This is a genomic window from Bradyrhizobium sp. C-145 (genome assembly GCF_023375135.1).
In the GTDB taxonomy this organism is placed as follows: Bacteria; Pseudomonadota; Alphaproteobacteria; order Rhizobiales; family Xanthobacteraceae; genus Bradyrhizobium; species Bradyrhizobium zhanjiangense.
The window spans coordinates 3,264,366-3,284,315 of sequence record NZ_CP088150.1 but is presented as its reverse complement, the minus strand read 5'-3'; the positions used below and the strand labels follow the sequence as shown (position 1 = coordinate 3,284,315).

Here is a 19,950-nt window from a genome sequence, read left to right as displayed (position 1 = left end):
CGTTTACTTTCCCTTCCGACCTTTATTCCTGGTCTTGGTAGTCTTGCCGGATGTTGCCTCCGGCTTTTCCGTCGCGAGGGCCTGAGCGGTTGCCTCGTCGATGATGAGACCGTGCAGGAGACGGCTGCGCAGCACCGCGCGCAGCGCCGTGACCTTGGCCAGCCCGCCACCGATGGCGACGATGCGATGCTTTCTGAGGTCTGCCGCTTCCATCGAAGTCGCACGCGCCGACAGGTCGATGTCGAGCACTTCGCCATCGGCGTTGAAAAAATGCCCAAGCAGGTCGGCGCAAGCGCCGGCACGCTTCAATTCGACGACCTCGTCCGGCCTGATCATGCCGCTCGAAACCAGGAAGCCTTCGGCATGGATTTGTCCGATGCCGACGAACAGGAGCGAGGCCTTGCGCGCGAGCGCGAACACGTCCGCGATGCCATATTGCTTCATCAACACGGCACGATCGGCGACCGAATTGGCGAACACCGGCACCGGCAGAAGATAAGCCTCCGCCCCGGTGCGCTCCGCCAGCCGATGAATGACGTCGAACGGATTTGCGGCGAATTTCCGCGTCAATCCGCCGAGCAAAGAGACGAATTGCACGTCCCGCGCCGGCGTCTGCGGCAACTGCTCGACGACCGCGGCGAGCGTGCGGCCGTGACCGACGCCAATGATCTTGTCCTCGCCGCGCTCCAGGACCTGCCGCAGGAAGCTCGCGCCTTCGAGCGCCAGCGCCTTCAGCGGCAGGTCGCTCTCGCCGAGATCCGGCGCGACGCGGCAGAAAGAAAGGCCGTAGCGCTCGGCCAATGTGTTCTCCAGCGCGACGCATTCGGCCACGGGCCCCTCGACGAAGACGCGGATCATGCCCTCGCGGCTCGCGCGCGCGATCAGCCGATGCGCCTTTGTGCTCTGGATGTTGAGGCGATCGGCGACCTCGGACTGGGTCAGCCCGGCGGCGAAATAGAGCCACGCCGCCCGCGTTGCGAGCGACGCCTCACCGTCCACCATCGGCAGCCTGTCGGAAGGTATCGCCACGCCGGAAAAGCCCGCTTGCAATTTTCTTCACGTCTTGCAAAAAATTGCAGAAGCGGATTAGAACGTCAATCCCCCAAACGTGCTGCGGTGCAATCGTGTTGCGCTATCAGCAATGGTTGCCATCACGGTGTGGAGGTCGAATGGCAGGCGTGTTCCTCGGCATCGACGTCGGAACCGGCGGCGTTCGCGCCTGCGCCGTCGATGCGCGCGGCGCCAAGCTCGGAATGGAATCGGCGCCTCTTCCCCCGCCACGACAGAACGGCAACGCGATCGATCAGGATCCGGAACTCTGGTGGGATGCGACGGCTGTCGCGATCCGCAAGCTCGGCCGCACGATCGATCTCCAGACCGTCGAGCGCGTCAGCGTCGACGGCACGTCAGGCACGCTGCTGATGATCGACGCCGCGGGTCGGCCCTGCACGCCGGGGCTGATGTACAACGATGCGCGCGCGGGAGCGGAGGCCGCCCGCATTGCGGCCGTTGCCTCCGCGGACAGCGGTGCGCACGGCGCGAGCAGCGCGTTGGCGAAGCTGCTGTATCTGTCGGATCGCGCGGAAGCGGGCCAGGCGCGTTTTGCGGTGCATCAGGCCGATTGGATCGCAGGGCGGCTCGCCGGACGTCACGGCATCAGCGATGAGAACAACGTCCTGAAGCTCGGCTACGATCCCGTGACACGCACCTGGCCGGCCTGGCTCGACGAGCTCGGCGTATCCCGCGAGCTGCTGCCGAACGTCCTGGTGCCCGGAACTCCCTTTGCGGATATCGATCCCGAAATCGCAGCCACGCTGGGCCTGTCGCCGGCAGCGCGTATCGCGGCCGGTACCACCGATGGTGTCGCCGCTTTCATTGCGACCCGCGCCGATACACCCGGCGATGCCGTCACTTCGCTCGGAACGACGCTGGTCGTGAAGCTGCTGGCGACACGACCGATCTTCGCCGCCAATCAGGGCGTCTACTCGCACCGGCTTGGCGAGCGCTGGCTCGCAGGCGGCGCCTCCAATTCCGGCGGCGGAGCGCTGCTCGCGCATTTCACCGCCGCCGATATGGACCGATTGACACCGCAATTGCAGCCGGAGACGGCGACCGGGCTCGACTACTACCCACTGCCCAAGCCCGGCGAGCGCTTTCCAATCGCCGATCCAGCGTTGCCAGCAAGGGTCGCACCGCGCCCAGCGGACGACCACCGCTTCTTCCAGGCGCTGCTCGAAGGCATCGCGGGGATCGAAGCGCTCGCCTATCGGCGCCTGGCCGAGCTCGGAGCGCCAAGGCTGCGACGCGTCATTAGCATCGGCGGCGGGGCGAAGAACGCGGCCTGGACCGAGATCAGGCGGCGCGCCCTTGGCGTTCCCGTGAGCGTTGCCGAAGAGACGGAGGCAAGTTACGGCGCGGCGCTATTGGCACTGCGAGGCGGCCCGCCATGATCGCCAATCTCGTCGACATCGAAGGTCTCGGCACGATCGCTGACCGCTTCGATCACGTGCTGCTCGATCAATGGGGCACGCTGCACGAAGGCCAGGCCGTCTTTCCCCTAGCGCGCGACTGCGTTGTGCGGGTGCGCCAGGCCGGCAAGCGCGTCCTTGTGCTGTCGAACTCCGGCAAGCGCGCGAGCAGCAACGCCGCACGGCTTGCCTCGCTCGGCCTTCCAGCGGACGCCTATGACGGCATCCTGACGTCCGGTGAGGTCACCTGGCACGGTCTGAAGGCGCGTGTGCAGCAGCCCTTCATCGCGTTCGGCCGCACTTGCCTCCTGATCGCTCGCGGCGGCGATCATGCGATCGTCGATGGGCTCGACCTCAATCTCGTCGCAGACGTTGGCAAGGCCGACTTCATTCTGCTCGCAGGTCTCGACGACGCCGTCGCCGAGCCCGAGCACTGGCGCGCATGCCTGACTGAAGCCGCTGCACGCGGCTTGCCGATGCTGTGCGCCAATCCCGACCTCGCAATGTTCGGCGCCACTGGATTGATCCCCGCCCCCGGCGCATTGGCCCGCTTCTACGAGACGCTGGGCGGCCGTGTGACCTATGTCGGCAAGCCGCACGCGCCGATCTTTGCGGCAGCGCTCGAACGGTTGGGCCAACCGAATCCGGCGCGCGTGCTGATGATCGGTGACAGCCTTGAACACGATGTCGCCGGCGCCCGCCGCGCCGGCATGCTGACACTGCTGCTCAGGTCCGGCGTGCACCGCGATCAGACGCCGGGTGAATTGGTACGACAACCGCCCGGAGCGGATGCGCGGATGCCGCACTGGACGATGGACCATCTGGCCTGGTGAGAGGCGCGCGATGCAACAGCAACCTGCCCCGCTCCATGAGCTTCGCCGCATGTCGGCGCGCGTCGGCCGCAACATCCTCCTGGTCCAGGGCGCCGGCGGCAACTCGTCGATCAAGCATGACGACCTGCTGTGGGTAAAGGCCTCCGGCACCTGGCTTGCGGATGCCGAGCACAAGGACATCTTCGTGCCGGTCTCGCTCGGTGCTGCACGCGCGGCGCTGTCGCAAGGCGACGAACGGGTTCCCCTCGCGCCTGGCGCCGGCACGGCCCTGCGCGCCTCGATTGAGACCTCCCTCCATGCGCTCATGCCGCATCCGGTCGTGCTGCACGTCCATTCGGTCAACACCATCGCCTGGGCGGTGCGGACCGATGCGCGCGCCGAGTTCGCCGAGCGACTGGATGGACTGGCCTGGCGCTGGCTCGATTATCATCATCCGGGACTGCCACTGGCCAAGGCCGTAGACCATGCGCTGACGCAGGACAGAGTAGATGTACTGGTCCTCGGCAATCATGGCCTGGTGGTCGGCGCCAAGACCTGTGCCGGCGCAGAGGCGCTGGTCGACGAGGTCGAGAGCCGCCTCGCGCTTGCGCCGCGCTCCGCAATTGGCGCAGATGAAGACGCGCTTCGTTCAATCTGCGGCGGCACACGGTATCGGCTGCCAAAGGATCCGCGATCCCATAGCATCGCAATCGACTCTTACAGCCGCGCCATTGCGACCGACGGGTCGCTCTATCCGGACCATGTGGTCTTTCTCGGTCCGGGCCTGCCAGTTCTGAAACAAGGCCAGGATCTTCGCGCCGAGGCATCGCGGATGCAGGCGGACGGGATGCCGCAGCCGGTCGCGCTGCTCGTACCGGGTCTCGGTTGCATCGTTCGCAAGGACGCGAGCGACGGCGCCGAGGCGATGCTGAGCTGTCTCGCCCTGGTGACCGGCCGCCTACCTCTGACCGCGCAGGTTCGCTATCTGACGCGGGAGAATGAGTGCGCGCTGCTGAATTGGGATGCCGAGCGATATCGTCAGCAACTGACCGCAAATCGCTGACCGGCTGAAACGGAACAATTCCGTAACTTTGGTCGCGAAGCTTCGCGCGGTATCGGCCACTCTGCGGGCTCCTGCCCGCGCGGGCCTCGCGGCGCGCGGCCATACTATGGAACCGCTGGCTGTGAAGTGGCTCACACCGCGCAAGACGGTTGAGGTGTATCCCTCGTGTCGGGTGGAATGGCAGACGGAGATGCGCATGAAAAGTCTCATGCCCTCGCTCATCGCAGCCTTGCTTCTCGCCGGTGCCGCCAGCAGCGTGCTCAGATCGCACGTACTGCATATCGGTCAGAGCAGCATGCCATCCATCAAGGAACTGCAGACCGGTCAGGCCAGCAAGCTGCCTGAGCTGGAGATGCAGGACCGCTCTGTCCTGTTTGCGAGAGAGCCGGCTCAGTAGAACGCATCTCCGCTTTCAGGCTGTCCGCCTTACTCGGCCGCCGCGGTCGCGGGTTGAGGCTGTCCGTCGTTCGGACCCGTTCGCGCCGTCTGCTCGTCGAGCCAGAGACGGTGGTGCTCGCGGGCCCAATTGACGTCGACGTCGCCCGAGCCCATGGCCTCGAACGCACCTTCCATTCCAATGGTGCCGATATAGATGTGCGCGATCATCGCCGCGACGAACAGCACAGCCACGATGGAGTGGACGATCTGGGCCAGCTGCATGCCTTCGATCCCCGTCGTGTAGAACGGGAACATGAGGACATAGCCGCTCGCAGCGACGAGACCGCCGCCGATCACGACGATCCAGTAGATCGCCTTCTGGCCGGCGTTGAAGCGGTAGGCCGGCGGATGATCATGCCCGACGATGCCGCCGCCTCGCTTCATCCACGCGACGTCCACCTTGTTCGGAATATTGCCGCCGATCCACATCAGAAAGATCAGAACGACCCCAATGGTGAACGGGAAGCTCAGATAGTTGTGGGCGTACTTTGCCCATTGCGACCATTCGGAGAAGGCCTCGAAGCCGATCAGCGGCAATAGCAGCGGTCGCCCAAAGGTGATGTTTAGTCCGGAGATCGCCAGAATGATGAAGCAGGTGGCGGTCATCCAATGCACGAAACGCTCATAGATGTTGAAGCGCACGATGGTGCGGCCAGACCGTCCGCTTTCGAGGCGCACCATGCCGCGGGTGAGATAGAAGATCAGGATCACCGCCAGCATGCCGATGATCGCGATGCCGCCGATCCAGCGCAGGGTGACATTGTGGAACTCGCGCCATTCCCGCCCCTGCGGCTGCTCGAGAACGCCGGACCTCTGATCAGGGATGCTGACGCGGCCCTGGATCCGGTTCAGCTCCTGCAAGAGCTGCTGCTCCTTGACCGAGCTTGCGGTCGGATTGACCTGCTGGGCGCCTACCGGTGCCGGAGCTGCCACGATGAGGAGGAATAAAGCACCGGCCCCGACAGCCGCCCGAACGAGTTTTGCAAACGACACCATGAGCTCCTCCTCAATGTTCGCGCGACCGTCGTCAGGATTCGATCGTCTCGCGATAGGCCGTCTTCCACCCCCAGGCACCCGAACCGTAGCCGCGCTTCATCACACGCTCCTTGTAGATCTGCGCGATGATCTCGCCGTCGCCTGCGAGCAGCGATTTTGTCGAGCACATTTCGGCACAAAGCGGCAGCTTGCCCTCGGCCAGCCGGTTCGCGCCGTATTTCTCGTATTCCTCCTTGCTGCCGTCCGCCTCCGGACCGCCGGCGCAATAGGTGCACTTGTCCATCTTGCCGCGGGAGCCGAAATTGCCGACCTTCGGATATTGCGGCGCGCCGAACGGACAGGCGTAGAAGCAATAGCCGCAGCCGATGCAGAGATCCTTGGAGTGCAGCACCACGCCGTCAGCGGTGGTGTAGAAGCAGTTCACCGGGCACACCGCAGCGCACGGCGCATCGGTGCAATGCATGCAGGCCATCGTGACCGAGCGTTCGCCCGGCTTGCCGTCATTGATGGTCACAACGCGACGCCGGTTGATGCCCCAGGGCACCTCGTGCTCGTTCTTGCAGGCGGTGACGCAAGCGTTGCACTCGATGCAGCGATCGGCGTCGCAGAGAAATTTCATACGTGCCATCGTCGTTACTCCTAAGCCGCCGCGATTTGGCAGAGAGTGACTTTGGGCTCCTGCATGCCCGTCGCGGGGTCGTATCCGTACGTGGTGATCGTGTTGGCGCTTTCGCCGAGCACGATCGGGTCGGTGCCCTTCGGGTAATTGCCGCGAAGATCCTTGCCCGCGAACCAGCCGCCGAAGTGGAATGGCATCCAGGCGACGCCTTTGCCAACGCGCTCGGTGACGAGCGCTTTCATCTTCGCCCTGGAATTGTTCTCTGCACCCGTGACCCACACCCAGCCACCGTCCTTGACGCCGCGCTCGGCGGCATCGGCAGGATTGATCTCGATGAACATGTCTTGCTGCAATTCGGCAAGCCACGGGTTGGTGCGGGTCTCCTCGCCGCCGCCCTCATATTCGACCAGACGGCCGGACGACAGGATGAGCGGGAACTGTTTTGCAATTCCCTTCTCTACCGCTGCCTTCTGCACGGAGAACCCGATATTCGGCATCCGGAACTGCTTGGCGTCGGGCAGCGTCGGATACTTGGCGACGAGGTCGACGCGCGGCGTGTAGATCGGCTCGCGGTGAACAGGGATAGGATCGGGCAAGCCGAAGGCATTCATGCGCGCCTTGCCGTTGCCGTAGGGAACGCAGCCATGCGCCAGCGCCACACGCTGGATGCCTCCCGACAGGTCGAGCGCCCACGACACCGTGTCCGGATTGGCGGGATTGATCTTGTTGATCACGGCCATTTCCGCTTCGGTGAGCTCCGTGTCCCAGCCGAGCTTCTTCAGGCTCGCCAGCGTGAACTCCGGATAGCCGTCCTGAATTCCCGAACCCAACGAGTACGAGCCGTCCGCGAGCAGGCTCACCTTCCGCGTCGTGCCGTCCGGCAGCTTCTCCTCACGCTCGATGCCGAACCGCGGCCGGAACGTGCCGCCGCCGTCCATCACGTTCAGATTGGTGTTGTAGAGCAGCGGCGTGCCGGGATGCTTGACCTCCGGTGATCCCCAGCACGGCCAGGGCAGACCATAATAGTCGCCGCCGACCTCGGGATCGTCCTTCGGTGCCCGCATGCTCAGCATGTCGAACTTGGCTTGGTTCTTCATGTGCGCCTTGAGGCGCTCGGGCGATTGCCCGCAATAGCCAGTCGACCAGCTGCCGCGGTTCATCTCGCGCAGCACATCCTCAGCTTCAGGAAGATTGTTTTCGACCTTGATTTTCTTGAACATCTGGTCGGCGAAGCCGAGCTTCTTCGCCATCAGATAGATGACCTCAAGATCATCCTTCGATTCAAAGATCGGCTTCACGATCTGCTCGCCCCATTGCAGCGAGCGGTTGGAGGCGACGCGCGACCCCTTGCATTCGAATTGCGTGGCGACCGGCAGAATGTAGACGCCATCCTTGCGGCCCGCCTCCACGGAGAGCGAGGCCCAGGTCGTCGGATGCGGGTCGGCAATGACGAGCAGCTCGAGGGCCTTCAGACCCTTGAGGGACTCAGGAATGCGGGTGATGCTGTTGGAGGCGTGTCCCTGCACGAACACCGCCTTCACGTTGTCTTTCTGCGCGACCTGATCCTTGGGCAATGTCACTGCCTCGAACCAGCGGGTCAGCGGAATGCCGGGGGTTTCCATGATCTGCTTGGAGTCGAAGCGGGACTTCAGGAAGTCATAGTCGACCTCCCAAACCCGCGACCAATGCTTCCAGGCGCCTTCGGCGAGGCCGTAGTAGAACGGCAGCGTGACGATATCGAGCCCGACATCGGTCGCGCCCTGCACGTTGTCATGGCCACGGAAGATGTTGGCGCCTGCGCCGGCCTTCCCGACATTGCCGGTCATCAGGAGCGCAATGCAACTTGCGCGCACGTTGGCGGTGCCGACGGTCTTCTGGGTCTGGCCCATGGCCCAGATGAGGGTTGCCGGCTTCTCAGTGGCGAACATCTTGGCGACGCGCTTGAGCTGCTCGCCGGGAATACCGGTGACTCGCTCGACTTCTTCCGGAGGCCATTTCTCAACCTCCTTCTTGATGTCGTCGAAACCGTAAACGCGCTGCCGGATGAACTCCTTGTCCTCCCAGCCATTCTGGAGAATGTGCCACATCATGCCGTAGAGCACCGGGATGTCGGTGCCAGGGCGCATCCGCACATATTCGGTCGCGTGGGCCGCCGTACGCGTCAGGCGCGGATCGATGACGATAAAGTTGGCCTTTTGCAGCTCCTTGCCCTCGAGCAGGTGTTGCAGCGAGACCGGGTGCGCTTCGGCCGGATTGCCGCCCAAGATGACCTGTGTCTTCGCATTGCGGATATCATTGTAGCTGTTGGTCATCGCGCCGTAGCCCCAGGTATTGGCGACGCCGGTCACGGTGGTCGAATGGCAGATGCGAGCCTGATGATCGGTGTTGTTGGTCCCCCAGAACGCACCGAGCTTGCGGAACAGGTAGGCGCCTTCGTTGGTCATCTTGGCCGAGCCGAGCCAATAGACGGAATCGGGGCCCGACTTCTCACGTACAGCTTGAAGCTTGTCTCCGATCTCGTTGATCGCGGTATCCCAGGAGACGCGGGTCCACTGCCCATTTACCAGCTTCATCGGATAGCGCAGCCGCCGCTCGCTGTGTACGAGTTCGCGCACCGAGGCGCCCTTGGCACAATGCGAGCCGCGATTGATCGGCGAATCCCAGCTCGGCTCCTGGCCGATCCAAACGCCGTTCAAGACTTCGGCCGTCACCGTGCAGCCAACGGCGCAATGCGTGCAGATGTTCTTGCGGATGGTCGCGCCTGCGGTGAGCGGACCAGCCATTGCTGCGTCCGCTTTGCGCACGCTGCCGACCGGCAAGCTGCCGAGCGCGGCAAGCGCACCGCCGGCAAGACCGGATTTGCGCAAGAAGCTGCGGCGGTCGAGACCGCCGGCCTGCCCCGCAAGGGACTCGACAACGGAGCCGTGGCGCGGGGAATGCTGGTGTGTTCGCTTGATCAGCACGGTCAGCCTCCCTTGGCCGGATAACGATTGACGCGATAAAACGCCTTGACGTGGTCGGATTCCTTGTAGCGCGCCTTGCGCTTCTCATCGTTGGTCTCACTGTCGGCCTGCGCCGACCCGACCAACGGTGTCGCGAGTGTCGCACCGACACCGACCGTGCCGATGCTGACCTTGCGCAGGAAGTCGCGGCGTCCCACTGTGGCCTTCTTGTCTTCACTCATCGCATCTCTCCTGGACCTGCGCGTGCCGGTCAGTTGGCGAATGTGAATGCTTCCATCTCGATCTCGATAAAGGTGCGACCGAGCGCGCCGACCGCCCGATAGAAATGGGCGTTCCCGGCGCTCTCGATGTCCGCGAACAGCCGCCCCATCCAGGGCGATACGTGTTTCTCGAAGAAAGTGCACTGTGCCTCTGGCGAGGCACCGAAGTGCCCGCCGGCAAGGCCCGACATGATCTCGCAAATGATCGCGGCGTGATCCTCGGGTTCGGAATTGTTGGTCAGCCGCTCGATGCCGAGCGTCGTCAAGTCTCCTCGCAGGCGCGACAGCGGCCGTTCGTTGAGGAAGCCGGTGAGATAGTACGAGGCATAAGGCAGCAATTCGCCGCGACCGAGCCCCACGAACAGATCAAAATATTCGCGCTCGACTTTCGCTGCGACCGCGCTTGAGGCGACGTCGGCGAGCGCTGCATGCGCGCGGCCGAGTGGCGTTGCGTCGCCACTCAATGCCGCAAGCTGCTCGAGCAATCGTTTCGACGGCGGCGCGGACAGCAACGTTGCTAGCAACGCGTATTCCTGCGCGCGCGCAGCATCGACGGAATCGACAAGCTCTGCTGATACGGCTTGTTCGCTGTAGAGATCGGGCCGCAAATCGTTGCGCGGAATACCGGTCGCGGTTTCGACTGCAACCACCCGTTGTGCAGGCACGCGGGTCCAATTCGAGACGGAGGGTTGGCTGATACCGATTTTGCGCGCAAGCTGGGCAATGCCGCCTGCAGCATCGATTGCGCGATCAAGCCCGTCATCCCGCACGTGGACCTCCCATCCGAGTCCCGTCTGCTTGATTATTGCTTTTGTTACAAAGCGCTAAGGAAATCGTAACCCCGGTTCCGCGGACGGTCAATAATCCGTCCATAGCCTGAGCCTATAGCCTTTAGTCGTGCTGCTGCTCGCGCGGCAGTGCACCACCGTGATTACGGCGCCTCACGGGCTCAGCGAAATCCGCAGATCTGTCCGCGACTGTCGGTTGCACCGCAACAGAGATTGCCGGCCGTTCCGTCGCGTCCGATGTCTCGATAACGTCGGATGCGGCCGTCGCGTCGGCTTGATGCAATTCCGCCGAAGGATTCGCTGTTTCAATCGACGTCTCGGGGAGGGATTGGACCACCTCACGCACCCCCCCGACGATGCGATCGACGAGTGCGGCCAGCTGTTCCGACGAACAATCCAGCGGCCCAAAACCCGGCATTGCGGTCGGGTCGTTGAAATCCCATGCATTCTCCGCAAGCCCGACGAAGTCGCGAATGGCGGGATCGGTCGCCCAGGCGCGGCGAAGAGCCGCACGGCTCAACTCCGGTGGAATACCCTTGCTCAGGAAGGCGGTGATGTCGGTCGCAGCATTGATCTCGTCGATCGACGGCAGGCTCGAGAGATCGAACGCGCTATCATCGTCCTTGCGCTCGGGCGGCAGCGTGGGCTGCGCCGCGGCAGGCTTCGCCGGCTCCGCCCGCGCTTCGCGTTTGCGGCGGGACCAACGTGCAAGGAACTCCTCCTCACTCATTCCTGTCCGCCTTCATGGTCGCGGCGCGCCAGCGCCTCCGGATCAGCGCGGCCCCGCTTGCGTTTGACGAACTCCCGCTCGACATGGTGCTCGGCCACGAACCTTTCAATTGCTTCGCGCAACACCTCCGGCATCGGCACGGCCTCGACGAGATTGTCGGCGGCTTCGGTAAAGCCCTCGCCCTCAGCGGGGTCGGCGGTAACCGCAGTAAGGGTATAAGGCCAGGCGCCTTCCGAGGGCGACAGCACAGTCCAGATGCTCGGACTGCCGGAGGCGAGGTTGTCGCGATAGCGCGCCGTCTCGGACGGATAGAGATCCACGGTCGCGCTTCCCGCATAGAACAGGGTCGTGCCGTCCTGCTCGCGAAGCACGGTCCAGGGTTGTGCCGCCGGCTCGTCCGGCAGAACGGCAATTCCGCGCCAGACGAAGTCAACCCAGGGCGAGTCGGCCTTGCGCCGCTCGACGACGACGCCGACGGAGATGGACGCTAGTGGCGATACCGCCGGGCTCATGTCATCATCTCCAGGCGCTTCACCGGCAGGCCGGTCAGCAGATTTTGTGGCTTCATCCGGAGCTTCTGATCCTCCGTCATCGACAGGATCAGGTAGATAGGTTCGTCCCCGACATCATCATGCGCGCGGCTTGAATCCGCAAAAGTCAGCCGGAACAGCGCGAGCACTCGGTCGGCGCTGCGCTGGTCGAGTTCCTCGCCGTGCCACAGACGGTCGCCGAGCCCAGTGGCGTCGGCATCGAGTCCGACATACCAGGTGAGCTTTGCCTCCTGCAACGCACGCAGCGGCTCGATCGTGACGTCGAGGCCAAGCAGGTGGGAGATCCATCGCGTCATCGCCTGCGCCAGCGCAGCTGGTCCACGTCCGCCGGCCGTGAGGTCAAGGGCCATGTCGAATTGGTCGCTGCGCTGCCAATAGGCCCCGGCATTCTCTTCGTTCAGCACATCGAGCACCGCATCGGTGGTGGCGCCCAGCATCGACATCAGGGAGAGCACCGGGGTCGGACTCCGGCCGCCGACTATCTCCTCGTCGCCAAGCAGCAGGGCCTGCTCATGCGGCAAAATCCGTTGGACCCGGAAGAACAGCTCGGCCGCGCGCAGCACGAACGGATCGTCGCAGCCGTCGAGCGCGTTGCGCAGGATGACATGTACGAGCTGGTTGACGAACAGTGGCGGCAGGCCGTTCGCGCCTGATCGCACCGATGCAAGATAGGCGGCTTCGAGCGTCGGATGCCGCAACAGGAGATCGCGGAATGCCAGCACGAATTGCCAGTTCTCCCGTGCGTCGGCATCGGAAATTGCGGCAATTTCGTCGGCGCCGACCGCCTGACGCGGATCGGCGAGCAGTTCGCGGTGCAGCCGGCGTTCGATCGGACATGCATCGGCCGGCGGCATCAGTTCGGGACGCGCAAAATAGGCCTTGAGGAATTCGTCGGTGACGCACAGCCCACCGCCCTCGTCGCGATCGAGCAGATGATGGCCGCAGGCGATCCAGAAATCGTTCATCTGACGGTCGGCTCCCGGCCCAGATCCGCAAGCCTGAGCTCGCCGTCAGGCTGGACGTCGTCGTCCAATTCCATGAACGAGAACGCCTTGCCGTGCCCCTGCCCTTCGCGGAGCTTTAGTCGGCGAAAGGACTCGCGGACCTCGCCATCGCTTGAAGCCCGGTGCACTGCAATAAGCGAGCTGACGGGATGGGTGCACAGCGACTGCGAGAACGCCACCTCCTCTTCCGCGGCGGTCATCGCTGTCGCCATGTCCGGCGCACCGAAACGATCGACGAGCTGCCTGGCAAGGAGATCGACCAGGCTGCGGCAATCATCCTCGGTCGCCGGAACGATCTGCGCCAGCGTCGACCAGCCCCAAGATTGCACGCCGAGGAACCCGCCGCGAAACGCCGCGCGCGCCTTGCCCTCGAGCTTCGCACTATCGCAATCCCAGAAGCGGAAAGCACCGGAGACGGCCCATTCACCCGGCTCCGCCGCCACATCGAACAGGAAGGTGTCGGAGGGATCGAGCGCGATAGTACGCAAGAGCTTCACAGCCGCGGCCCTCCGAGCGCCGGATCGAGCCAGGATGGAGCCAGAAGCGCCTGCACGAGGTCGCCACGTTCGATCTCGCCCGCCCCAATCCGGCGCGTGAGGAGATCGCCGCGATCGTCGATGCGCTGGACGGTCTGCCGTTCGCGGGGCATACGGGAAAGATATTCGCGCGCGACGCCATCAAAACCGCCCGCCTGCCAGTCATCGAATGCCAGCATCAGGTGCCGGGCAAAGCTCTCCGTGATCTGCGCCGCACCAGCCTCGCCAAAGCCTTCCTGGTCGAGCGCCGCGGCGAGCGGGTGAACACCCCGCTCGTCCTCGTTCATGGCAACCGTCCGGATCATCGCGCCGAACACCAGCCATGGCGGCGGCTCCTCCTCAATGGCCGCGAGAGGCCAACCCATGCGCCCGCCGCCGACCAGCCCTCCGTCGATCCTGACGGCATCCGGCCAGCCGATCGTGATGGGCTTGCTCGGCGGTGCGTAGGCACGCAAGGCATCGATGAGCGCGACCATGCCGGCGTAGAACGCGCGCCGCGCCGTACGGAAGGGCTCGGCTGGCTCCAGCACCACGGCGAACTCCGCCAGATCAAAGCGCCCGACATAGACGAGCGTTCCGGCGCCGCTTTCCGGTGCAATGCGGCATGCGTGGGCAAAAGCGTCGCCACTCTCGCGCAGCCGCACCAATGTGAACGGCGGCGGCAGGTGGATCGGTTCCACCAGGGAAACGTGGCTGACTGGGATCGACGGCAGGCCGTCCTCCGCTTTCCTTTTCTTCCCGATGGATAATGTTCTATACGAGGCGAAGGGCCGGCGCGAGTCCGTCGTCGGTACCGGATTGGCGGAGGGGTTAACCTGGAGCAGCCATCCAAGACCGTCCTGATCTGCTCGTGCGAAGACACGATGCGTCTCGACGCGGCCGCGATTCAGCGCGGATGTCCCAACTGCGAGATCAAAAGCTTTCGCCATCTCTGCGGCGCCGAGCTCGATCACTTCCGCAGCGCAGCGGGCGCTGGAGGCGCACTGACGGTCGCCTGCACGCAGCAGGCCGCGCAATTCACTGAGGAGGCCGGCGAACGGCCTGATGCGATCAGCTTCGTCAACATCCGCGAAACCGCCGGCTGGTCTCGCGACGGCGCGCGCGCCGGCGCGAAAATGGCTGCCCTGCTCGCATCCGCCTCCATCCCGGCCCCGGACTATCCGCTCGTCACCTTGTCGAGCGAGGGCGTGGTCCTGATCTACGGGCGCGATGAGGCCGCAATCGAAGCCGGCCGCCTGCTTGCCGATCACCTCGACGTCACGGTGATGCTGAAACAGCTCGACGAGATGATGCCGTCCGCTGCAACGGTCTTCCCGATCGTGAAGGGCACGATCCGCTCCGCAAAGGGACATTTCGGCGCTTTCGAACTTGCGATCGACGATTATGCGCGTCCCCGCCCCTCCTCGCGCAATCGCTTCGTACTGGACGCGCCGCGAAGCGGGGTCACCTCGCGCTGCGATATCGTGCTCGATCTTTCCGGCGGGATGCCATTGTTTCCTGCCCACGAGCTACGCGACGGCTATCTGCGCGCAGATCCGAACGATCCCGCCGCCGTGCTCCGCGCCGTGCTGACCGCGCGAGACCTCGTCGGCAGCTTCGACAAGCCGAAATATGTCGACGTTACGCCCGCTCTTTGCGCCCATTCGCGCTCGAAGCGCACGGGCTGCCATCGCTGCCTCGATCTCTGCCCAACCGGGGCGATCACGCCCGTCGGCGATCATGTCGCAATTGATCCGAACATCTGCGCGGGATGCGGCCAATGCGCCGCTGCCTGCCCGACCGGCGCGGCATCTTATGCACTGCCGCCCGCCGATACGCAGCTTCAAAGAATTCGTGCCATGCTGCTCACTTACCATGAGGCCGGCGGCACGAATGCGGTGCTGCTCTTTCATGACAGCCCGCACGGCACGCCCCTGATCGATGCCCTGGCGCGTCATGGCGGCGGCTTGCCGGCGAACGTGCTTCCCTTCGCCGTCAACGAGATCACGCAGCTCGGGCTGGAGGCGGTCGTCGGCGCCTTTGCCTATGGCGTATCGGCGGTACGGTTCCTGCTGCGCGCAAAGCCGCGCCACGATGTGACCGGACTGTCGCAGACGATCGCCATGGCTGAAGCGATCCTTGGCGGCCTCGGCTTTGAGGGCCACCGCGTCACCACCATCGAAACGGATGATCCCGACGCGCTCGGCGAGCAGTTGGCTGCTATCGGCATGCTCGCGGCCGTCGCTGCGCCCGCGACCTTCAAGACCGTCGGCAAGCGGCGCGACCTTTTGCGGTTCGGGCTCAGCGAGTTGCATCGCCTGGCGCCGAAACCGGTCGACGTGATCGCCCTGCCGCAGGGTGCGCCTGTGGGCGCAATCAGCGTCGATACCAGCGGCTGTACCCTATGCCTCTCTTGCGTCTCGGCCTGCCCGACCGGCGCGCTTCGCGACGATCCCGAGCGGCCAGTGCTGAAGTTCGTCGAGGACGCCTGCGTGCAATGCGGCTTGTGCCAGAGCACCTGTCCGGAAAAAGTCATCAGCCTCAAGCCGCAGATCGATTTCCGCGCGGCCCGTGCCTCCGCCGTGATTATCAAGGAAGAGGAGCCCGCACTCTGCGTCCGCTGCGGCACGGCCTTCGGCGTCAAGAGCACGATCGACCGCATCGCCGCCAAGCTCGAAGGCCGGCATTGGATGTATCCGGCCGGCGACAAGCGGATCGCGGCACTCCGGATGTGCGCAGACTGCCGCGTCATCGTCATGAGCGAACAGCAATTCGATCCGTTCAAGGGCGTGCCGGAACGAACGCCACCGCGAACGACAGATGACTATCTCCGCCAGCGCGATGGCAAGGACTAGACGAAGCGGATATCTTCGCAGGATCGAAAGCGGCAATTATCGCGACGTTGCGCGGCCCAAGAAGTCGGTCAACGCACGGCGGTCCTCGGCCGAGCCGATGCGCTGCTCCGGCATCTTGGTGCCGGGGGTGTAGGCATTCGGCCCGATCTCGAACAGCTTTGCGACCGTCTCCGGCGTCCAGACGATGTCCATCGTCTTCAGCGCTTCGGAGAAACGATAGCCCGGCAGCGAAGCGATCTTGCGGCCGTATAATCCCGCAAGCGTCGGGCCCGCACGCTGAACCTCCTTGTCCGACAGCGTGTGACAGGCAACACATGCCCGAAATACATCGGCGCCAGGATCGCCGGCATAGGCGGCGAGCGGATCGGCCGGCGTTCCCGAGAGGTTCGAACCAATGGGATCGCCGGTGCGCGCATTCCAGCGCCTGATCTTGCCGTCCGCACCACCCGTCATCAGTGTCTCTCGATCCGGAAGGAAGGCGACCGACCATACCGGCAAGCCGGACACGACCAGCGTTCGTAGCAGGCTGCGCGACTTGCGATCGATGATCGCCACCGTGCCGCCGATGCCGGCCGCAGCAATCAACGTGCCGTCTCCCGATATCGTCAAGGCCACCACGGGTGTGGGACCGGCCGCGACTTCGCCGCTGACCTTGCCGTCGGTGGTCAGCATCCGCAGCATGCCATCGACCGCGCCCGTGACGATTTCACCATCCGGCGCAACAGCCACCGCGTTGAGCGGCGCCGGCAACGTTACGACTTCAGGCTGGCCATCCGGCAAACGCCAGATGCGCAACGTGAGATCATAACCGACGCTGAGGAGCGACCTGCCGTCCGGCGTGAAAGCGACGCCGTTGACGTTCTGCGAATGACCTTCGAGCACGCGCGACGCGCCGTCCGACAGCGACCAGAGCCGCACCGTCCGATCCCATGAACCGGATGCGAGAAGCGCACCATCGGGAGAAACCGCAAGCGCGACGATTGGACCTCCATGTCCCTCGAACACCCGATCCGGCCGCTGCCGGCCCGCCGTCCATACCGCAATCCGTGCATCGGCGCCGGCCGTGACCAAGCGGCCTCCGCTCAGAAAGGCGACAGCATTGACGGCGTCAGCATGATACCGCAGAACTTGCTCTGCCGTATCCGTCTTCAAAGACCAGCGAATGGCGGCAGTATCGAAGCTTCCGGACAGGAGGCCGCTCCCATCGGGGGAAATAGCGAGGGCTCGTACGGGGCCGCCATGCCCCACCATGTCGGCGTGCACGGATGATACCGCGAAAACGGCCCACAGGGCCGCGGCGCCACGCGCGCAGAAAGGTAGCCTCATTGACCCTCACCGGCCCTGGTCACGTTCGCGCCCTCAAGATTGCCAGAAGAGCCACTGGGGATGAATATCCGAACCTATCTACTTGGCTGGTGCCCTCATGCTCTTGGACGAGCCTTCCGGCGCGGCCTGCATTCCAGGCGGACTCTGACCTTGGGGACTTTCGGCGGGCGCACCACCCGACCCCGTATTGATTGGACCCGTCCAACCTTGCGGCTGTGCTTGGCCCTTCTCCTCGGGACGGGTTTGCGCCCCAGATGAGTTGGTTTGTGCGGGTTGGGCGGAGGCACTCTCGAAGAGGCAGAGTACTGCGAAGCACAAACTCGCTGTCGGCAATTTCACGTCGGATCCTCCAATGTGCGTACTAAACGGGGTGACACTGCATTCCGTTCCGGAGTGTGCGTCGCAACAGGCTGACCTTGCGCATCCCGCTTGAATGCCGGTGGTCCGGACACTAGTCTTTGTTTGGTCACGTCAAGGATGACGGCATGCAGGGGCGACCGCGGCCATTTCTGCAGATGCTGGCGCGACTGAGCGCTTTGCGCGCGCTTGGTGGATCGCAAGATCCCGATTCCCGAGACGCCTCGCCGTTCCTGATCCTCGTTGCCGTCGTACTTGCGCTTCTTCTTGCAATATTGGAAATCGACCTGAATCGCGCCGCACTTCAGTCTCTCGGCTTGATGGGTGATGCGTTTTCCGTCGATCCCATGTTCAAGAGCCCGTAGGCCGCCTGTGCCTTGATGCGATCAACGAGTTTGCTCGCGGCAAGCCGTGTCGTATAATTGGTTTGACGGTTCGATCGAGGGAGGCTGCGGATGAAGGCTTTTCTTCTTGGCTGCGTCGCGGCCGTGGTGATCGCGATTGCGGGGATGGAGATCTTGAATCAAGTTCAGGAACCCGTCGCGCAAGCGTTTGCTACGACCGGGGTACGCCTCTGAGACCACCAAATCTCAGGGCGCGAATAGGTCCTGGATCGCGAGCGGCTCCGATGCGACTCTGACGCAAGGGCGACGCGACCTTCTTCCGCCCCGCCTGCCAATCCCGGCGCCTCAGTTCGGCGGTTTGGATGATCTCGGCCCGAGCGTCGAAACTCCGACCTCGCGGCGCCTCTATGGGCCGCAGGTTCGTGTCAAAGATCTTGGCGGCTGTGAAGTACTTTACCTCCCTTTGTCCGTGGTCGAGTCTAGAATAGCGAAGGCTTCTCACTTTGAAGGAGGCAGCCGATGTTCGCGACAATCAAATGGAACTCCCGAAATAAGGCTCGCGAATGGGTGATGATGGCTGGCACGCTTGTCGTCCAACTCAGCGCCCGCAATGCGACACGACGGAAGGCTGAAACCAAACCAAGGCAGCCACTCTGGAAAGAATTCGACGACAGCCACCGTTGGGACTCAATCGCGGAAGAATGGGTCCCCAAGCGTGATCAGTGATCGCAAATTCATGCATCCTGCTGACTGAATTCCTACGCTCTCATTGGACAAGTTCATCGATGCCCAATGGTGGGGAGTACCGATTTCAGGCGCTTCTGAAAGAATGCGAGAATCTCGTCCCGGGCTGCGAGAGCCGCCTCATCGACAAGATGAACTGTGACGACGCTATGGGGCGTCTTGACGAACTGCTCGAAGAACGGTGGCTTGGGCCCGGTATTCGCGGCCGTGTCAGGCAAAACGCGACCAATGAAGCGATCGCCGAGCGCGGACTGGTAGGCAGCAAACCGTTCGGCACGGCAGAATGAATCGCCCGCAAACCGGTAGGCAAGGACGGTCAGATCTTCGCGTTCCAGCCTTGAACGGACTTGCGCCAGTTCGTCAGCAGAGCTCTCGATGCCTGCGGGATTGTCCAACGGGAGCGACGGCTGGGACAAGACAGGAGCCAGCAGTGCCGGCTCCAGCATCATGCTCAGCGCGAAGTTGCCGGTAAAGCACATGCCGATAGCACCGACTCCCGGCCCGCCACTCTCGCCATGGGCCAGCCTCGCGAGTGCCCGCAACCAGTTGGATACAGGGCTCGATGATCCGCCCCCGAGCGCTCGAAATTCAGCACTGACGCACGCGCGCCGAAAAACGCGGGCCGCAGTTTCGGCGTCGGGAACATCGCCATCCTTTCCGAAAAGCGACGGCATGTAGACGCTGAAGCCTGCGTCGCGAACCCAGCGAGCGAAACGCGCGACGTGCGGGCTAATGCCTGGCATCTCGGTCATGACGATGACAGCGGGTCCCTGGGTGCGCGTACCTTTGCGCGCCGATGCGAGCGCGCCACCGGGCTTTCGCCGGTGAGATTTGTCCAGAGGTTGCGCGTCGATAAGGCAATGGAGCTTCTGGAAACCACTCGGCTCAGCCTCGATGACATCGCCGAGAAGGTTGGGTATGCCGACCCCTCTACGCTTCGCAAGCTCTTGCATCGGGAGAAGACACCTGGCGCGCGGGCCTCGCGTGCCGCGCGCAAGCGGGACAATGGCGCTGCGCCCTCCAGGACGCGTGGAGCCCGACGACCTGACCGACCGGCGGCGCCCAAACGCAAGCGAGCGCTGGATGTGTCGTAGTGACCGCTGCCGTCACGCTCTGC

General features: G+C 63.9%; 22 protein-coding genes. 9 read left to right on the top strand and 13 right to left on the bottom strand.

The window, feature by feature from the left end:
• Nucleotides 1–3 precede the first annotated feature (3 nt).
• A complete protein-coding gene (locus LRP30_RS15145) occupies nucleotides 4–1,029 on the bottom strand; it encodes a sugar-binding transcriptional regulator (RefSeq protein ID WP_249760846.1) in 1,026 nt (341 codons plus the stop codon).
• A gap of 140 nt (nucleotides 1,030–1,169) precedes the next feature.
• Between LRP30_RS15145 and LRP30_RS15140 the strand changes: the two genes are divergently transcribed.
• The 4 genes from LRP30_RS15140 to LRP30_RS15125 all read left to right on the top strand — a co-directional run bounded on the left by LRP30_RS15140 (nucleotide 1,170) and on the right by LRP30_RS15125 (nucleotide 4,740).
• A complete protein-coding gene (locus LRP30_RS15140) occupies nucleotides 1,170–2,450 on the top strand; it encodes an FGGY-family carbohydrate kinase (RefSeq protein WP_249760845.1) in 1,281 nt (426 codons plus the stop codon).
• Nucleotides 2,447–3,301 carry a TIGR01459 family HAD-type hydrolase gene (locus LRP30_RS15135; protein WP_128945418.1) on the top strand — a complete coding sequence of 285 codons (855 nt, stop codon included), beginning with the start codon at nucleotides 2,447–2,449 and terminating at the stop codon, nucleotides 3,299–3,301. The genes LRP30_RS15140 and LRP30_RS15135 overlap by 4 nt, the downstream gene beginning before the upstream one ends.
• Nucleotides 3,302–3,311: 10 nt before the next feature.
• Nucleotides 3,312–4,343 carry a class II aldolase/adducin family protein gene (locus LRP30_RS15130; RefSeq protein WP_249760844.1) on the top strand — a complete coding sequence of 344 codons (1,032 nt, stop codon included), beginning with the start codon at nucleotides 3,312–3,314 and terminating at the stop codon, nucleotides 4,341–4,343.
• Nucleotides 4,344–4,539: 196 nt separating this feature from the next.
• Nucleotides 4,540–4,740, top strand: a complete 201-nt coding sequence (locus tag LRP30_RS15125) for a hypothetical protein (protein ID WP_249760843.1) — start codon at nucleotides 4,540–4,542, stop codon at nucleotides 4,738–4,740.
• A 29-nt stretch (nucleotides 4,741–4,769) separates the two neighbouring features.
• Here LRP30_RS15125 and LRP30_RS15120 read toward each other — a convergent pair whose 3' ends face one another.
• The 10 genes from LRP30_RS15120 to LRP30_RS15075 form a co-directional block, all read right to left on the bottom strand.
• A complete protein-coding gene (locus LRP30_RS15120; RefSeq protein ID WP_128938377.1) occupies nucleotides 4,770–5,777 on the bottom strand; it encodes a formate dehydrogenase subunit gamma in 1,008 nt (335 codons plus the stop codon).
• 31 nt (nucleotides 5,778–5,808) lie between these two features.
• Complete coding sequence (gene fdh3B, locus LRP30_RS15115; RefSeq protein ID WP_091887497.1) at nucleotides 5,809–6,405, bottom strand: formate dehydrogenase FDH3 subunit beta; 597 nt, start codon at nucleotides 6,403–6,405, stop codon at nucleotides 5,809–5,811.
• Between the two features lie 11 nt (nucleotides 6,406–6,416).
• Nucleotides 6,417–9,359 (bottom strand): formate dehydrogenase subunit alpha, encoded by a 2,943-nt coding sequence (locus LRP30_RS15110; RefSeq protein ID WP_249760842.1) that lies wholly within the window; start codon nucleotides 9,357–9,359, stop codon nucleotides 6,417–6,419.
• A 2-nt stretch (nucleotides 9,360–9,361) separates the two neighbouring features.
• Entirely contained in the window at nucleotides 9,362–9,580 is a 219-nt protein-coding gene (locus tag LRP30_RS15105; RefSeq protein ID WP_091887502.1) for a twin-arginine translocation signal domain-containing protein, read from the bottom strand.
• A gap of 29 nt (nucleotides 9,581–9,609) precedes the next feature.
• A complete protein-coding gene (locus LRP30_RS15100; RefSeq protein ID WP_249760841.1) occupies nucleotides 9,610–10,389 on the bottom strand; it encodes a molecular chaperone TorD family protein in 780 nt (259 codons plus the stop codon).
• A gap of 121 nt (nucleotides 10,390–10,510) precedes the next feature.
• Nucleotides 10,511–11,137 (bottom strand): DUF3306 domain-containing protein, encoded by a 627-nt coding sequence (locus tag LRP30_RS15095; RefSeq protein WP_249760840.1) that lies wholly within the window; start codon nucleotides 11,135–11,137, stop codon nucleotides 10,511–10,513.
• Nucleotides 11,134–11,649: a DUF3305 domain-containing protein gene (locus tag LRP30_RS15090; RefSeq protein WP_249760839.1), complete on the bottom strand. Its 516-nt coding sequence runs from the start codon at nucleotides 11,647–11,649 to the stop codon at nucleotides 11,134–11,136. The genes LRP30_RS15095 and LRP30_RS15090 overlap by 4 nt, the downstream gene beginning before the upstream one ends.
• A complete protein-coding gene (locus tag LRP30_RS15085; protein ID WP_249760838.1) occupies nucleotides 11,646–12,653 on the bottom strand; it encodes a DUF6352 family protein in 1,008 nt (335 codons plus the stop codon). Before LRP30_RS15085 ends, LRP30_RS15090 begins: the two co-directional genes overlap by 4 nt.
• The gene (locus LRP30_RS15080) at nucleotides 12,650–13,189 is read right to left on the bottom strand and encodes a DUF6505 family protein (RefSeq protein ID WP_128938372.1); all 540 of its coding nucleotides are present in this window, start codon (nucleotides 13,187–13,189) and stop codon (nucleotides 12,650–12,652) included. The genes LRP30_RS15085 and LRP30_RS15080 overlap by 4 nt, the downstream gene beginning before the upstream one ends.
• Entirely contained in the window at nucleotides 13,186–13,908 is a 723-nt protein-coding gene (locus LRP30_RS15075; RefSeq protein ID WP_249760837.1) for a biotin/lipoate--protein ligase family protein, read from the bottom strand. The genes LRP30_RS15080 and LRP30_RS15075 overlap by 4 nt, the downstream gene beginning before the upstream one ends.
• A 183-nt stretch (nucleotides 13,909–14,091) precedes the next feature.
• Between LRP30_RS15075 and LRP30_RS15070 the strand changes: the two genes are divergently transcribed.
• Nucleotides 14,092–16,062 carry a 4Fe-4S binding protein gene (locus LRP30_RS15070; protein WP_249760836.1) on the top strand — a complete coding sequence of 657 codons (1,971 nt, stop codon included), beginning with the start codon at nucleotides 14,092–14,094 and terminating at the stop codon, nucleotides 16,060–16,062.
• Between the two features lie 36 nt (nucleotides 16,063–16,098).
• Here LRP30_RS15070 and LRP30_RS15065 read toward each other — a convergent pair whose 3' ends face one another.
• A complete protein-coding gene (locus tag LRP30_RS15065) occupies nucleotides 16,099–17,388 on the bottom strand; it encodes a c-type cytochrome (RefSeq protein WP_249760835.1) in 1,290 nt (429 codons plus the stop codon).
• Between the two features lie 485 nt (nucleotides 17,389–17,873).
• Between LRP30_RS15065 and LRP30_RS15060 the strand changes: the two genes are divergently transcribed.
• From LRP30_RS15060 to LRP30_RS15055, 3 genes are all read left to right on the top strand, one after another.
• Nucleotides 17,874–18,110, top strand: coding sequence for a hypothetical protein (locus tag LRP30_RS15060; RefSeq protein WP_245473173.1), 237 nt, complete (start codon nucleotides 17,874–17,876; stop codon nucleotides 18,108–18,110).
• A 90-nt stretch (nucleotides 18,111–18,200) separates the two neighbouring features.
• Complete coding sequence (locus LRP30_RS44950) at nucleotides 18,201–18,323, top strand: hypothetical protein (RefSeq protein WP_256477661.1); 123 nt, start codon at nucleotides 18,201–18,203, stop codon at nucleotides 18,321–18,323.
• Nucleotides 18,324–18,608: 285 nt separating this feature from the next.
• On the top strand, nucleotides 18,609–18,815 hold the full coding sequence (locus tag LRP30_RS15055) for a hypothetical protein (protein WP_128934697.1): 207 nt from the start codon (nucleotides 18,609–18,611) through the stop codon (nucleotides 18,813–18,815).
• 53 nt (nucleotides 18,816–18,868) lie between these two features.
• Here the strand turns inward: LRP30_RS15055 and LRP30_RS15050 are convergent, their stop codons facing one another.
• Nucleotides 18,869–19,672: a dienelactone hydrolase family protein gene (locus LRP30_RS15050; RefSeq protein WP_249761758.1), complete on the bottom strand. Its 804-nt coding sequence runs from the start codon at nucleotides 19,670–19,672 to the stop codon at nucleotides 18,869–18,871.
• Between LRP30_RS15050 and LRP30_RS15045 the strand changes: the two genes are divergently transcribed.
• Nucleotides 19,556–19,927, top strand: a complete 372-nt coding sequence (locus LRP30_RS15045) for a helix-turn-helix domain-containing protein (protein WP_346016236.1) — start codon at nucleotides 19,556–19,558, stop codon at nucleotides 19,925–19,927. The two genes, LRP30_RS15050 and LRP30_RS15045, sit on opposite strands and share 117 nt — an antisense overlap.
• The last annotated feature ends 23 nt before the right edge of the window (nucleotides 19,928–19,950 follow it).